The 14,329-nt window shown below is 63.6% G+C and carries 11 protein-coding genes and 1 pseudogene; 10 read left to right on the top strand and 2 right to left on the bottom strand.

Annotated elements, in window-relative coordinates; translation table 11 throughout:
• Positions 1-183: 183 nt before the first annotated feature.
• The 4 genes and pseudogenes from V6657_RS19255 (at position 184) to V6657_RS19240 (ending at position 4,245) form a co-directional block, all read left to right on the top strand.
• Positions 184-708, top strand: coding sequence for a cytochrome b (locus tag V6657_RS19255; RefSeq protein WP_048936132.1), 525 nt, complete (start codon positions 184-186; stop codon positions 706-708).
• Positions 709-777: 69 nt separating this feature from the next.
• Positions 778-3,070 (top strand): annotated as a pseudogene (locus V6657_RS19250) (heavy metal translocating P-type ATPase).
• A gap of 5 nt (positions 3,071-3,075) precedes the next feature.
• A complete protein-coding gene (locus V6657_RS19245; protein WP_048936134.1) occupies positions 3,076-3,720 on the top strand; it encodes a hypothetical protein in 645 nt (214 codons plus the stop codon).
• 57 nt (positions 3,721-3,777) lie between these two features.
• Complete coding sequence (locus V6657_RS19240; protein ID WP_048936133.1) at positions 3,778-4,245, top strand: universal stress protein; 468 nt, start codon at positions 3,778-3,780, stop codon at positions 4,243-4,245.
• A gap of 404 nt (positions 4,246-4,649) precedes the next feature.
• Here the strand turns inward: V6657_RS19240 and V6657_RS19235 are convergent, their stop codons facing one another.
• A complete protein-coding gene (locus V6657_RS19235) occupies positions 4,650-4,808 on the bottom strand; it encodes a hypothetical protein (protein WP_160315279.1) in 159 nt (52 codons plus the stop codon).
• Positions 4,809-4,820: 12 nt separating this feature from the next.
• Positions 4,821-5,429: an XRE family transcriptional regulator gene (locus V6657_RS19230; RefSeq protein WP_048932961.1), complete on the bottom strand. Its 609-nt coding sequence runs from the start codon at positions 5,427-5,429 to the stop codon at positions 4,821-4,823.
• An 87-nt stretch (positions 5,430-5,516) separates the two neighbouring features.
• Between V6657_RS19230 and kbl the strand changes: the two genes are divergently transcribed.
• The 6 genes from kbl to pgaB all read left to right on the top strand — a co-directional run bounded on the left by kbl (position 5,517) and on the right by pgaB (position 14,329).
• Positions 5,517-6,734, top strand: coding sequence for a glycine C-acetyltransferase (kbl, locus tag V6657_RS19225; protein WP_048932960.1), 1,218 nt, complete (start codon positions 5,517-5,519; stop codon positions 6,732-6,734).
• Positions 6,734-7,717: an NAD-dependent epimerase/dehydratase family protein gene (locus V6657_RS19220; RefSeq protein WP_048932959.1), complete on the top strand. Its 984-nt coding sequence runs from the start codon at positions 6,734-6,736 to the stop codon at positions 7,715-7,717. Before kbl ends, V6657_RS19220 begins: the two co-directional genes overlap by 1 nt.
• Before the next feature lie 90 nt (positions 7,718-7,807).
• Positions 7,808-8,068 (top strand): hypothetical protein, encoded by a 261-nt coding sequence (locus tag V6657_RS19215; RefSeq protein ID WP_171017979.1) that lies wholly within the window; start codon positions 7,808-7,810, stop codon positions 8,066-8,068.
• A gap of 600 nt (positions 8,069-8,668) precedes the next feature.
• On the top strand, positions 8,669-9,595 hold the full coding sequence (locus V6657_RS19210; RefSeq protein WP_048932958.1) for a response regulator transcription factor: 927 nt from the start codon (positions 8,669-8,671) through the stop codon (positions 9,593-9,595).
• A gap of 91 nt (positions 9,596-9,686) precedes the next feature.
• Positions 9,687-12,122: a poly-beta-1,6 N-acetyl-D-glucosamine export porin PgaA gene (pgaA, locus tag V6657_RS19205; RefSeq protein ID WP_048932957.1), complete on the top strand. Its 2,436-nt coding sequence runs from the start codon at positions 9,687-9,689 to the stop codon at positions 12,120-12,122.
• 50 nt (positions 12,123-12,172) lie between these two features.
• Positions 12,173-14,329 carry a poly-beta-1,6-N-acetyl-D-glucosamine N-deacetylase PgaB gene (pgaB, locus tag V6657_RS19200; RefSeq protein WP_048932956.1) on the top strand — a complete coding sequence of 719 codons (2,157 nt, stop codon included), beginning with the start codon at positions 12,173-12,175 and terminating at the stop codon, positions 14,327-14,329.

Below are 14,329 nucleotides of genomic sequence, written 5' to 3'. Positions count from 1 at the left end.
TATCCGCAGATTGTGCGCTGTGATAGCTGCCCGGTCGGTGAGGTTGTGTGCCGATTTAATCGCGGCCGACTCATGCTTTGTTGACTTGCGACAAGCCCTCCCGAACTGGAACGAGTATCCGTGAAACGTAGCGGTTGCGGATCGCGACCTACCGGTTTTCCACCTTCTCCCTGGGTGACCTCCATGAGCTCCGAGCAGAAATACTCCCCGGTCATACGGTCGCTGCATTGGCTCGTGTTCCTAGCTGCGCTGATCGCGGTGGTGACCATCGATATCCACGATCTCTTCCCTAAGGGCAGCGCCATGCGGGACGCCCTGTTCACCATCCATCAAACGGCTGGCCTTTCCGTGCTGCCCTTGATGGTGCTGCGGTTGTTTGCCCGCCTAGGCACGGAAGTGCCAGCGGCAATTCCAGGGCCTAAGCTTCTTGAGCGTGCTGCACGAGCCATGCACCTAGTGCTCTACGTGTTGATGCTGGGTATGCCGATCCTCGGTGCACTGGCACTCGCCTGGGATGGCAAGGCCATCCAGCCGTTCGGCCTGGACTGGCCTGTCCCGCTTGCGCCGGACAAGGCGCTGGCTGACCTAGCCAAGGAAGTCCACGAGTCGGGAGCAACGCTGGTGTACATCTTCGTGGGACTGCACGCTGTTGCTGCTCTCTGGCACGAGGTTGTACTGAAGGATAGGCTGTTGCGCCGCATGATCTAGCATCGTTGAGCGCGCAGGAACGGAGGCGATGCCTCTGCCGTCTCGGCTCCTCCCGCCTGCCTCTGGCCCATGCCCTCCGGTTTCCGACACCTCAATGCCGTCCTGCTCGCCGCCTCTGCGTTGACGCTGTCGGCAGGATTGCTCGCTCGCTACCTGAACGCAGGTGCGCTGGCGCAAGATCTATGGTTGATCGGCATTGCTCCCAATTGGGTGGCGCTGACGGTCACGATCGTTCGTTCCTTGATACGGCGGCAAGCGGGCATTGACGTCCTGGCACTCTTGTCGATCAGCTTTGCGCTGTTGTCGGGCGAGGTGCTGGTGGCCGCCGTCATTGCCCTCATGCTGGCGAGCGGGCGCGCACTGGAGGACTTCGCTCAGGCGCGTGCGCAAGAGGAGATGACGGCGCTACTGAGCCACGCACCCAAACAGGCCAATCGCTTCGATGGCGGCCAGTGGTGCCAGGTTGATCTGGCGACAGTCCGGTCGGGCGACCGGTTGTTGGTGCGGCATGGCGAAGTCGTACCCGTGGACGGCACCTTGTCGGAGCCGGCCGATCTAGATGAGTCAACGCTGACCGGTGAATCCGTCACGCGACACCGCAAGGCCGCAGAAGCCGTGAGCAGCGGTGTGCTGAACGCTGGGGCCGCCTTCGAGATGGTGGCGGCGGCATCGGCCGAGCGCAGTACCTTTGCGGGCATTGTCCGGATGGTCAGTGCCGCCCAGGCCGAGCGCAGCCCGTCCGTGCGCCTGGCCGACCGCTATGCATTCGCATTCGCAGCCGTCGCGGTCGTGCTCGCCGGAGCGAGCTGGCTACTGACAGGCAATCCAGCCCGTTGCCTCGCGGTGCTCGTGGTTGCCACGCCTTGCCCGCTGATCCTGGCAGTACCGGTGGCGATCGTATCGGGCATGTCGCGTTGTGCCTGGCGCGGCGTTCTGATCAAGGGCGGCGGCGCCCTGGAACGGCTCGCACAGGCCGATACCCTGTTCTTCGACAAGACCGGGACCCTCACAGGAGGGTACGCGCGGCTGGTCGACATCGAGTGCAGCAGCCGCTATGAACCCCAGGAGGTGCTGCGTCTCGCAGCCTCTCTCGCACAAGCTTCGAATCACGTCATGGCCGAAGCGGTGACCAAAGCGGCCCGCGAGCGAGGTGCCGCGCTGCTGCTGCCCAGCGCCGTGATCGAGAGTCCAGGCGCGGGGGTCCAAGGTCATGTGGGCGGCCATGCTGTTTCGATTGGCACCTTGCCTCACGTGCTCGGCTCGGCGGTCGCGCCGCCATGGAGCGAGGCGTTCATCAAGCGTGTTCGGTATGCCGGCGCATCAGCTGTCTTCGTGGGGGTGGATGGTGAGCTGGCCGGTGCGTTGCAGCTTGCAGACCGCATCCGCCTTGAAACCCCGCGCGCGCTGCGTTTGCTGCGCCAGATTGGGGTGTGCCGCCAAGGGATGCTCACGGGGGATCGGCCTGATGTGGCCGAATCGGTTGGCGCGATGCTGGGCGTGACCGACGTCTATGCGGAGCAATCGCCCGCGGACAAGCTCACAGCAATCAGGGAGGCCCGCGCGGCGGGCACGGTGATCATGGTCGGTGACGGCGTGAACGACGCACCGGCGCTGGCGGCAGCGGACATCGGAGTGGCGATGGGGGCACGCGGTGCCGCGGCGTCCTCGGAAGCGGCGGACGTTGTGTTGCTGGTTGACCGGTTGGACCGCCTGGTCGATGCCGTGCGGATCGCCCGGCGCACACGTCGCATTGCGGTCCAAAGCGTGGGAGCCGGGATGTCACTGTCGATCGCGGCCATGATCGCGGCAGCGCTGGGTTATCTGCCTGCGCTGGCCGGGGCTCTGCTGCAGGAGATCATCGACGTTCTCGTCATCCTCAATGCCCTGCGCGCCCTACAAGCAGGCCGGCGTGAAGCCACACGCTCGTTGCCGCCAACGGACGTGGAACGCCTCAAAGCCGAACATACCGAGCTGGAACCGATCATGAACCACATCCGCACGGTGGCGGATCAACTACCGCGGATGGAACGGAGTCTGGCAAAGACGGCGCTCTCCGAGCTGAACCGGTCGTTGAATCTGGTGCTGGTGCCGCACGAGCGCCGTGACGATACCGAGATCTATCCTGACGTGGCGCGCCTGCTTGGGGGGGGAAGACCCCCTGGCCGCCATGAGCGGCATGCATCGCGAAATCTTTCGGGTGACGAGCCTGCTGGACAGGATCGTCGCGGACATCCCCGAGCAAGGACCGGACCCCTCCGCGTTACAGGAACTGCAGCGTTTGCTGTATGGGTTGGACGCGGTCCTGCGGCTGCACTGCGCCCAGGAAGATGAGCTGTTTCACGTACTCGGCAAGGAGGCGTGAACACCATGACGAGCCTGCTCGCCTTGTTTGCCACGGTCTTTGCCCTGAACGTGATCCCAGCCTTTGCGCCACCCACGTGGATGGTGATGTCATGGATCGGTTTTTCTCAGCCCGAAGCCAACCCCGTTGCGCTGGCAGCGGTGGCCGCCTGCGCCGCGACGGCGGGGCGTCTGGTCCTGGCGAGGCTGGCCTGCATGCTGGTCCGCAACCATTGGATGCGCGAATCGGACCGGCAGAACATCGACGTGGTGGGCGCTTGGCTCAAGCAGCGCAAAGGTATGACTGTGGGACTGGTGCTTGCCTACGCGTTCAGCCCGTTTCCATCCAACACCATCTTCATCGCCTACGGCCTGACCGGCATGCGGCTGTGGTTGATCGGACTGCCATTCTTGGTGGGGCGCTGGGTGAGCTACCTGACCTGGACGCACATTGCCCAGATCGGGGCCCGCTATCTGGACGAAGAGTCCGAGATCGATGGCTCTTATCTTGGTGTCTACTTTGTCGTGTCGCAGCTGGTGTTTCTCGCTGCGGTCTATGGGTTCACGAAAGTGGATTGGCGCCGCCTCATGACGGAAAAGCGGCTGTGCTGGCGGCACCCGCAAAGAAGCCCCTCGTCTCCAGAGGGCCCCAGACCATCCGGGGATCACTGATCCGATGCAGTGACGCGGCAAACCATCGTTCAACGCAGGTACCGAAAGGAGATCACGATGTACGAAACCATCATGGTCGCAATCGATGCAAGCCCGACCGCGGAGCAAGCCCTCGACGAGGCCATCCGCCTGGCCAAATCACTCGGGTCAAAGCTTGTGATCGCCCATGTCGTGGATAACGCCCACGTCAAATACGACTTGAGCTCTCCGTTCGTGCGGGAGGTCACGGCAGCGCTGGCTCAGCGCGGAGAGACGCTGATCTCGGCTGCGATTCGGAAGGCCCAACAAGCTGGAATCCAGGCTTCGGTCGCCATCACAAGAGATCCGCTGACGTATATTGACGTCGCCACGGAGCTGGAGAGACTTGCGGCGGAGGCTGGCGCGCAAGTCTTGGTGCTTGGCACACATGGGAGGCGAGGCGTGCCGAGGGCGTTGCTGGGAAGCGTCGCGGAGAGCGTTGTCCGTACGTCTTCCCTCCCGGTACTACTGGTGAGAAACAATCCGGACAGAGAGGCCCACGGCTAGCCGCTGTTATCGCGAGTCTCCTCGGGACGGCATGTGCGTCACTTCGGGAAACCGCTCGAAAGCGGCACCTTGCTCATCGGCGAGGCAGCTCCTTCGCATAGTCTGACAGCCTGTTGGGAGAGTCAGGATTTCAAGGGAGCCACCTTTCCTGTTTGCTGCCGCCGACTCTTTGTTGCGTGACGAGCGACGGCTTAAGAACCTGTTGCGGACCAAGAATGCGCAGCATCGAACGTCCGTAGCGGGTCGATCACGGCCGGCCCGTGCTATTTCTGACGTTGGAAACGTAGCCGGAAAGTTCAGAGTTAAGAGAACCAAAACTCGGATAGTTCAACGTTAAGTGAACCAGCGATTCAGACTGAATTAAGCGCGGTCTTTGGAAAGCACGGCGCTCGCTGATGCGAGATTCAGCGTTGAGTGAATCTCAACAGCTCGATCAGCCCGGTCATGATTTCGAGGCGATTTCCATCTGTCGTGCCTGGCGTAGCGGCAGCATCGACGAGTTTCGACACGATGGCGAGCGCCTCGTTGTAAGCGTCTTCAGTCTGTAGCAGTTGCGTGTCCATTGTTTGCGCTCACTACTGCGCACACTCCACCACCAACAACGCCGTCGCCACTGTCTTCCCCGAATTCGAAATCGCGTGCTGCACATCCGCCGGGTAGCGCGCGGACTCTCCGTGCCGCACCTTTTTCTCGCTCGACCCGGATTGCACCGTCAGCGTGCCGCTGAGCACCGACAGGTGCTCCTTCGTTCCCACCTCATGCGGTTCTGACGCCAGCACACCGCCTGGCTGGATCGACAGCTCATACCACTCAAAACGCGCCGCCAGGTCCACCGGCCCAAGAATCTTCAATTCGCACTTGCCATCCGGGCTTTTGATGACTGGGATGGAGTGAGCCGGGATGACCGTGACGGACGGTGCCGCATCCGCTGCACCTTCGGGCGAGAGGAAATCCGCCAGCCCCACGCCCAGCGCGGTTGCCAAGCGCCACAGCACGGCCACGGTCGGGTTGGCGAGGTTGCGCTCGACTTGCGAGAGCATGGATTTGGATACGCCGGCGCGGCGCGAGAGTTCGTCCAGCGACAGCTTGCGTGCTTGGCGCAGCACTTGCAGCTTGGCGCCAACGGCCGGCGGGCCTTCGGCAAGCCCTTCATCGAACGGACGGGTGGCAGGGGCTTGTGCCATTGGATGGTATCTTGTAAATTGAACAAATTATTCGATATATCGAACTTGTTCGATTTATCGATCAACGCAGTCTACAGGAGGAGCACCATGGGGACAACGGCAGCCAACGCTTCCATCGACGCTTTCTACGCGCATATCCGCAGCGAACTGGAAGCCATCGAGGAGGCCGGTCTCTACAAGACCGAGCGCATCATCACCTCGCCGCAGGGCAGCGTGATCCGTACGGACGATGGCAAGGAGGTCATCAACCTCTGCGCCAACAACTACCTGGGTTTGTCGTCGCACCCCGAGGTGCTCAAGGCGGCGCATGAGGCGCTGGACACGCACGGTTTTGGCTTGAGCTCGGTGCGCTTCATCTGTGGCACGCAGGATCTGCACAAGACGCTGGAAGCGCGGCTGGCGAAGTTTCTCGGTACGGAAGACACCATCCTCTACGGCTCGGCATTCGATGCCAACGGTGGGTTGTTTGAGACGCTGCTTGGCGCGGAAGACGCCGTCATCAGCGATGAGCTGAACCACGCGTCCATCATCGACGGCATCCGCCTGTGCAAGGCACAGCGCTATCGCTACAAGCACAACGATCTGGATGACCTGCGCGCGCAACTGAAAGCTGCGGACGCAGCCGGCGCGCGCTTCAAGCTGGTCTTTACCGACGGCGTGTTCTCGATGGATGGCACCATTGCGCGGCTCGATGAAATTCGCGCCATTTGCGATGAGTTTGGCGCGTTGCTGGGCATTGATGAGTGCCATGCCACGGGCTTCCTGGGCAAGCGCGGGCGCGGCTCGCACGAGCACCGCGGCGTGTTTGGCAAGATCGACATCATTACCGGCACGCTGGGCAAGGGCCTGGGCGGTGCATCGGGCGGTTTCACCAGCGCGCGCAAGGAAGTGGTGGCGCTCCTACGCCAGCGCTCGCGGCCGTATCTGTTCTCGAACACCGTGGCACCGGCCATTGTTGGCGCCAGCATCAAGGTGCTCGACTTGCTGGAGGCCGACACCTCGTTGCGCGACAAGCTGGAAGACAGCGCACTGTACTTCCGCCGCAAGATCGTTGAACTCGGTTTTGACATCAAGCCGGGTGACCACCCCATCGTGCCGATCATGGTGTACGACGCGCCCAAGGCGCAGGCGCTGTCCAAACGCCTGCTGGAGCTGGGCGTGTATGTGATCGGCTTCTTCTACCCGGTGGTGCCCAAGGGGCAGGCGCGTATCCGCGTGCAGATCAGCGCAGTGCACGAGCGTGAGCAGCTCGATGCAGCACTCAAGGCGTTCGAAACCGCCGGCAAGGAACTGGGGATCATCTGATGAGCAACACCGGCAGTGGGACAGGAAGTGCGCCGCGCATTCTCATCATCGGCGCCAATGGGCAATTGGGGACGGAGCTGGCGGCGGCGCTGGCCGAGCGTTACGGCACCGGCAACGTGGTGACCAGCGACATGGTGCCCAAGGGGCGCCACCCGCAGATCCGCCACGAAATGCTCGACGTGATCGATCGCGGGCAGTTGCGCGAGATCATCGAGCGCCACGGCATCACGCAGATCTATCACCTGGCGGCGGCGCTCTCGGCAGCGGCGGAGCAATCGCCCACGTGGGGCTGGCAGCTCAACATGAACGGCCTGCTGAACGTGCTGGAGGCCGCGCGCCAGCACAACATCGAGCGCATCTTCTGGCCGAGTTCGATTGCCGCGTTCGGGCCCACTACGCCGCCCGACAACACGCCGCAGAGCACGATCATGGAGCCCAAGACGGTCTACGGCATCTCCAAGCTGGCGGGCGAGGGCTGGTGCCGCTGGTACTTCGAGCACCACGGTATCGACGTGCGCAGCCTGCGCTATCCGGGGCTGATCTCGTACAAGACCGCGCCGGGCGGCGGTACGACTGACTACGCCATCGACATCTTCCATTCCGCCGTGAAGGGCGAACGCTACACGTGCTTTCTGGAGAGCGACGAAGCGCTGCCCATGATGTACATGCCCGATGCCGTGCGCGCCACCATCGAACTGATGGAAGCACCGGCCGAGCACATTACCGAACGCGGCAGCTACAACCTAGCGGGTGTGAGCTTTACGCCGGCAGAACTGGCGGCGGAAATTCGCCGGCATCACCCAGCGTTTGAAGTGACGTACGCGCCGGATTTCCGTCAGGCGATTGCCGCAAGCTGGCCCAATTCGATTGACGATTCGGTCGCCCGGCGCGACTGGGGTTGGAGGCCCGAGTACGGCGTGGCGGAAATGACGACCGACATGCTGAAGAACCTCGCGCACCTGGCTACGCAGAGCGCTCACTAAACAACACCGGTAGGGCGATCGACGGAAATGGGGCTGATGTGCGGGGCTGTTCCCGGTTTCGGTCGGATCGGTTGTGTCCAACAATGCAGCATGACCGCCACTTCCTGCCCCCGCCGCATGCCCCCTCCGCCGCCGCGTCATCGTGACGACCCGCCGCCCGCGCAACGCACGTGGTGGGTACCCGTGGTGCGCATGTCAGTGGCAGCCGCGGTGGTGGGTGCCATTCCGCACACCTCGATCTCGTTACCGTTTGCGGATGGCGCGTGGATGCTCCACACCGCCGCGGGCCTCATCTTCACGGTGGGCGCTATCGACAGCCTGTTCCTCTTTGTGATGCGTCGTAAGTCCTGAGCGGCGCAGCATCCTTTCCCTCCGCGTTGCTTGCGGCACATGCCAAGGTGCCAGCTGCCAGCTGATCAAGCGACGCCGGCCTCTCTCGCTCGGTAAGTTTTAAAACAGGTTGTAAAAACGTTCAGTTGTCGACCAACGGCACGAGCGCGCATTCGCCAAGCGTCCTGAAGTCGTAACCATCCGGTTACAGAATCGGGTGCGTACGCGGCAGTGCAACAAACGATGCTGCAGGCCGTTGAGCCTTTGCCACAGCAGGTTTCAACCGCCTTCCGACTGGTCGGTTTTGTGCCAAGTATGTAAGCAGATGTTGCGTTGCACGGTGCTGGCCCGATGCTTGCTCAATGTCGTGCGGTCACGCTGCGTGAGCAGGCGCTTGGCGCCTCACGCACACAACGTTCTTCCCATAAGCGGATCCGGAGCAATCCACGGCATTCGCACTTCGCTTCTCAACTGCCGGCACTCTCGCACTTCGCTGGTGGCAGGGCGCTTCTCTCGGACGGTCCCGGGGTTTCAACGGTCGACTACGCGCACGTGCATGCCTGCCGCGGCAGGCTCGGTACGCGCTCGACCGGAATCGCTTCACCAGAAAACGAGGAAACCATGAAAGCAGTCCTGCTGGAGAATCATCCGTTGCTGCGAGCCGGACTTGGCGCACTGCTCAAGCATCCCACCCTGGGCCTGGAAGTCGTCGCCCCCGTGCTGCCGGTTGGCGAGCCGGGCGACGTGCATGCCGTTGATACGCGTGCCGACCTGCTTGTCATCGGCCTGGACGAAGCCGATGCCCCTGTCGACATGGCTCAACTGCGCGAAGCCATTGCCTGCAGCGAGGCCAGCCGCGTGGTTCTGCTCGCGGCTCGCCCGTCGGCAGAAGAGGCGCACGTTGCGATGACGTGCGGGGTGGATGCCTATGTCTCCAAGTCACAGTCGCCTGAAGTGCTGCTCGCCACGCTGCAGCTGGTGCTGGCGGGTGGGCAGTCGTATCCGGCATTGATGCCGCGCCCGGCCACCACGGCCGTGACCATGCTCGCGCTCGATGCGTCGGAAGCCGCGCAGCGGCTGAATGTATCGCTGCGCCAGTACGAGGTGTTGGTGCTCCTGTCGCGCGGGCACTCGGTCAAGGGTGTTGGCCGCCTGCTCGGCATTTCGGAAGCCACCGTCAAAACGCACGCGTGCACGCTGTATCGCCGCCTGAACGTGCGCAACAAGAGCGAGGCTGTGTACGCCGCCATGCGCCTGGGCATTCCGCTGGAACTGCAAGGCAATGCCATGGCACAGGGTGAAACCACTGCCGCCGTGCAGGACGCCGCCGCCGTGTTTGTCCAGACCGCTGCCGGCCCGTCGCGCGCGTCTGCGTCCACCTCGATGTCTGCCACCGATGCTGTGATGAGCTCGCCCCGCGTTGCGGTGGCCGACCACGGTGCGGAATCGCGGTGGGCAGCCATGACACGCGCCTTTGGCGGCGTGACGCCCGCCAAATCACCACGCACGCCCGTGCGTACCGCCAACGGCACAGCCCGCCTGGGCTGACACACGCTCCTGGTCCCCAGGGTCCGATCCCCACATCACGCGGCCGACGCATGCACGCACGTGTGCGCCGCCTAACGGACACCAAAACAACATGAACACCTACGAGCCAATTCTCTCTGGCCAGCCGTGCGCCAGTACGGCTTCTGCCTGGCACCCGCGTCGGTGCGCGATTGCTGGCGCCACTGTGGTGCTGGTCGGCACGGCGCCGATGGCCGTACACGCTGCGGCCACCACCAACGATGCATCGAACACCGCCACGCGCAACCTGATCGATGCGGAGCTCGCTGAACTGAACGGCAGTACGACAGCCGCTGCCGCTCCCACCGGCTCGAACGGTCTGCCGGCTTCGCCCGCCAATGCAAGGCTGGTGGCGCAGGCGCAGCAACCCGCCCCGGCCGATGCCAACGCCGCGGCGCCGGCCGCGCCCGCACAGCAGGCCCCATCGCCCATGCCCGGCGCCGACATGGCGCCGCCCGCACCGCCACCATCACCCACGGTGATCCTGCCGCCGGGCACCCACTCGACCGACGCTGCACCACCCATGCCCGCAGGCCCCAGCGCCCAAGGCCCGGGTGCGTTGGAGCCGCTGCAGGTGTCTCCCGAAGCCGCCAACGCTGCGGCTACCCATGCCACTGCCAACCAGCCGGAGAACGCCCCCGCAGGCCCGATGCCGACCGATCGCGAGGCCTTCCGCAACGAAGTCCAGCGCGAGTCCCGCGAAGGTGCGGCCACGCTGGCGCAGGAGCATTTGCGTGAGCACCCGGACTGGTTCATGGAAGCCGAGTCCTGGCATGTCGATCATGCGGCCGCCGCGCAGCGCATCCGGTGGGGCCGTCAGCAGATGAAGTCCATCCAGGGGCCTGAGCGCTTTGTCATCATCGACCAGGCGGTGGCCGAGATCGAAGCGCTGATCAAGAAGGTGCCCGATACGAAGGAGAACGCCGAGTTCCGCCAGGAGATCGTCGCCGACGAGGTGGTAGCGCTGGCGTCCCGCGGGCGCATGAAGGATGCCGTCAAGCGCTACGAAGAGATGTCGCAGGCAGGCAAGGTGCCCGCCTACACGCGCGTGGCCGCGGGCGATGCCTACGCCTATCTTGATACGCCGGACAAGGCTGCTGCCGCCTACGCGCAGGCGTTGAAAGACGCCGGCCCCGGCGAGATCGAAACCGGTGACGTGCAGGAAGGCCTGTTCTATGCGCTGCTGGATACCGGCCGCTTTGAAGAGGCCCGCGCACTGCTCGACAAAATGAAGGCCGACAACCCCGAGTACGTGCGCCTGGCACCGGAAGTCGGCACGCCCAACCCGGACTACTCACGCGTCAAGCGCCTGGAGGCGCAATACCTGGTGCTGACCGGCCGCACGCACCAGGGTATTGCCGAGATGGACAAGTGGCGGCATGAGGCGCCGTTCTCCGCGTCGCTGGTGAGTGCACGTGCCGACGGTGCGATGGTGCAGGCCGAGCCCTATCGCTCGCGCGAGATGTACAAAACTGCGCTGGCGGAGCACCCGGATGATCTGAGCGTGGTCTCGGGTTATGGGCGTGCCTCGCTTGCGGTGGATGACCTCAAGACCGCCAAGGATGTCGCCAACGGGCTGGGCGAGCGCTTTCCGGAGAACGGCTCGATCAATGCGCTGAACAAGGACCTGGATGTCTACCAGAGCCCGCAGCTCATCATCCAGTCCACGGCCGACAAGGGCAATTCGGTGTTTGCCAACAACGAGTACGGCGTCAACACCAAGGTCTACAGCAGCCCGTTTGCCGATCACTACCGCCTGTTCTTCGATAGCTTTGTGGGCAAGGCGCAGTTTGATGGCGCATCGCAAAGCCGCGTACGCAACGGTGCGGGCGTGCAGTGGTTCGACACCGGCATTGAGGTGAACGGCGAGGTGCACCAATCGGTGGGTGCGGCCGGCAAGACGGGCGGCACCCTCGACGCCACCTGGTTGCCGAGCGACCACTGGAAGGTGTCGGGCCTGGTCACCACCGATGACCTGGAGGTGCCCTACAAGGCGTACCAGGTGGGCGTGACCGGCAAGACCGTGAGCGGCAACGTGCGCTACACCTGGGATGAAACGCGCTACGCATCGTTGACGTACGGCATGTCGCGCTATTCAGATGACAACTTCCGCAAGCGCGTGGCTGCGAACTTCTATCAGCAGGTGTTCACTTCGCCGCGCCACACGGTGGGCGTGCTGTTGGGGGCCGATACCAGTACCAACACCATGACGGGCCTGAACTATTTCAGCCCATCACGCGACTACAGCGGCACGGCCACTGCCATCTGGTCGTGGACGCCCTGGCGCTATGCCGACAAGTCGTTCACGCAGCGCGTGTACCTGACCGGCGGTATGTACAACCAGCAGTCGTTCGGCAACAGCCCGATGTATGAGGCACGGCTTGAGCACGTCTGGCAGATCAACCGCAAGACGCAGGTCTCGTATGGGATCGGTTACGGGCGCCATCGCTATGACGGCCAGCCTGAGAACCGCAAGTTCCTCTATCTGAACCTCAATATTCCCCTCTGATGCCCATGCAAGCTCTCCGACAAACGTCATTGCGACGATTCTTCGGCTGGATGGTCTTGATTGCGGCGATGACGCTGACCGCCGCCATCCGTCCGGCTGCCGCGCTGCAGGTGGACTTCCTGCCTAAGCCCGATCCGGACGACGGCAAGACGTACCGCGTGCTCTGCTTCCACGATATTCGCGACAACCTGCGCGCCAGCTTCGAGACGCTGCCCGATGCGTTTGCCATCGACACCAAGGCACTCACCAACATGTTCAGCTGGCTGCAGGCCAACGGCTACCACCCGGTGACGCTGGCGCAGATTGACGAGGCGCGCCGCGGCGGCAAGCCACTGCCCAAACGGCCAGTGCTGCTGACCTTTGATGATGGCTACGAAAGCCACTACGCGAAGGTCTTCCCGCTGCTCAAGCAGTTCCGCTTCCCGGCCGTGTTCGGGCTGGTGACGGAGTGGACCAACGCGCCTCCGGGGGCCAAGGTCAAGCTGTCGGACAAGCAGATCGTCGACCGCGACTTCTTCATGAACTGGAATCAGATCCGAGAGATGCAGGCCTCGGGCCTGGCGGAATTCGCCACCCACACGCACGACCTGCACCACGGCGTTCTGGGCAACCCACAGGGCAACGAATTGCCGGCCGCCAGCACGCACGAATATCTGCCCAAGATGGGCCGGTATGAGACCGACGACGAGTATCGCAAGCGCGTGCGTGATGATCTGCAGCGCAGCGTCGACATCATCCAGAAGAACATCGGCGCCAAGGTGCACACCGTGGTCTGGCCGTACGGTGCGCATAACGTGATCCTTGACCAGGAAGCGGCCAACGTGGGCCTGAAGTACATGCTCACGCTGGAGCCGGGCCCGAATACGCCGGACGTACCGCTCACCGCCATCCGCCGTAGCCTGATGGGCTACGACACCACCACCGGTAACCTGGAGCGCTCGTTGCGCGAACCGGTCACCCACCACGGTGAGATCAACCCCGTGCAGCGCGTCGTGCAGGTCGACATGGATTACATCTACGACCCTGACCCGAAGCAGCAGGAAGCCAACCTCGGCAAGTTGATCGACCGCATCAAGGACCTGGCACCGCGGGCGGTCTACCTGCAGGCCTATGCAGACGCGAAGGGCAACGGCGCCGTGGAGTCTGTGTACTTCCCGAACCGCCACATGCCGATGCGTGCCGACCTCTTCTCGCGCGTGTCGTGGCAGTTGAAGACCCGTGCCAAGGTGGAGGTGTACGCCTGGCTGCCGATGCTGTCGTTCAAGCTGCCGGCCAACAACCCGGCCGCCACGCACCTTGTGCAATCCTTGCCGGGCGCACCGCAAAAGCCGGGCACGGTCAAGCCGCCGCGCCTGTCGCCGTTTGATCCGGAAGCACGCAAGATGATCGGCGACATTTACGAGGACCTGGCCAAGAACGCCATCATCGACGGCATTCTCTTCCACGACGACGGCGTGCTCGATGACTATGAAGACGCCAGCCCCGCCGCACTCAAGGCCTACCAGGCGATGGGTCTGCCGGGCGACATCAACCAGATCCGCCAGTCGCCCGAGTTGATGCAGAAGTGGACACGCGGCAAGACCGCCGCGCTGATCGCGTTCTCGCACGAGCTGATCTCGGTGGCGCAGGGCTACCAGAACGGCCGCGACATGCTGACCGCGCGCAACATCTTCGCGGGCCCCGTGCTCGATCCGAAGGCCGAAACCTGGACGGCGCAGAACTATGACGACTTCCTGCAGGCCTACGACTACGTTGCGCTTGAAGCCATGCCCTACATGGAAGAGGCCAAGGATCCGAGGGACTGGATGAAGAAGCTGACGGCAGCCGTGGCCAAGCACAAGGATGGTTTGCGCAAGACCATCTTCGAGCTGCAGGCCGTGGACTGGCGTAACAAGGACAAGCCCATCCCGAGTGCAGAGCTGCACGAGCAGATGAGCCACCTGCGTGCTGCCGGTGCCCTGAACTACGGCTACTACCCGGACGACTTCATTGCCGGGCGGCCCGACACCGAGGTGCTGCGCGATGTGATGTCGCTCAAGAGCTATATCGAAACGCGCAGTGCGCCGCCCAGCGCCGAGAAGATCAACGGCGCGTTGCCGAAGACCCAGCCGCCGAGTGCTCAGGCGGCACCGGCAAGCAAGAGCCCGGTAGCAACCGAGGCTGCGGCGGGCGCTGCTGCTCCGGCCAACAACAAGGCGGGAGGCTGA

This window comes from Ralstonia sp. RRA (genome assembly GCF_037023145.1).
Lineage (GTDB): Bacteria > Pseudomonadota > Gammaproteobacteria > Burkholderiales > Burkholderiaceae > Ralstonia.
Note: the sequence above shows the minus strand (reverse complement) of the source record. Positions and strands in the feature narration are given on the sequence as shown.

Excerpts from the sequence above, each read along its gene's own strand:
- V6657_RS19245 (WP_048936134.1), top strand. The coding sequence starts at position 3,076 with ATGACGAGCCTGCTCGCCTTGTTTGCCACGGTCTTTGCCCTGAACGTG.
- pgaA (WP_048932957.1), top strand. The coding sequence starts at position 9,687 with ATGAACACCTACGAGCCAATTCTCTCTGGCCAGCCGTGCGCCAGTACG.
- pgaB (WP_048932956.1), top strand. The coding sequence starts at position 12,173 with ATGGTCTTGATTGCGGCGATGACGCTGACCGCCGCCATCCGTCCGGCT.
- V6657_RS19230 (WP_048932961.1), bottom strand. The coding sequence starts at position 5,429 with ATGGCACAAGCCCCTGCCACCCGTCCGTTCGATGAAGGGCTTGCCGAA.
- V6657_RS19240 (WP_048936133.1), top strand. The coding sequence starts at position 3,778 with ATGTACGAAACCATCATGGTCGCAATCGATGCAAGCCCGACCGCGGAG.
- V6657_RS19210 (WP_048932958.1), top strand. The coding sequence starts at position 8,669 with ATGAAAGCAGTCCTGCTGGAGAATCATCCGTTGCTGCGAGCCGGACTT.
- V6657_RS19220 (WP_048932959.1), top strand. The coding sequence starts at position 6,734 with ATGAGCAACACCGGCAGTGGGACAGGAAGTGCGCCGCGCATTCTCATC.
- V6657_RS19255 (WP_048936132.1), top strand. The coding sequence starts at position 184 with ATGAGCTCCGAGCAGAAATACTCCCCGGTCATACGGTCGCTGCATTGG.
- V6657_RS19235 (WP_160315279.1), bottom strand. The coding sequence starts at position 4,808 with ATGGACACGCAACTGCTACAGACTGAAGACGCTTACAACGAGGCGCTC.
- V6657_RS19215 (WP_171017979.1), top strand. The coding sequence starts at position 7,808 with ATGACCGCCACTTCCTGCCCCCGCCGCATGCCCCCTCCGCCGCCGCGT.
- kbl (WP_048932960.1), top strand. The coding sequence starts at position 5,517 with ATGGGGACAACGGCAGCCAACGCTTCCATCGACGCTTTCTACGCGCAT.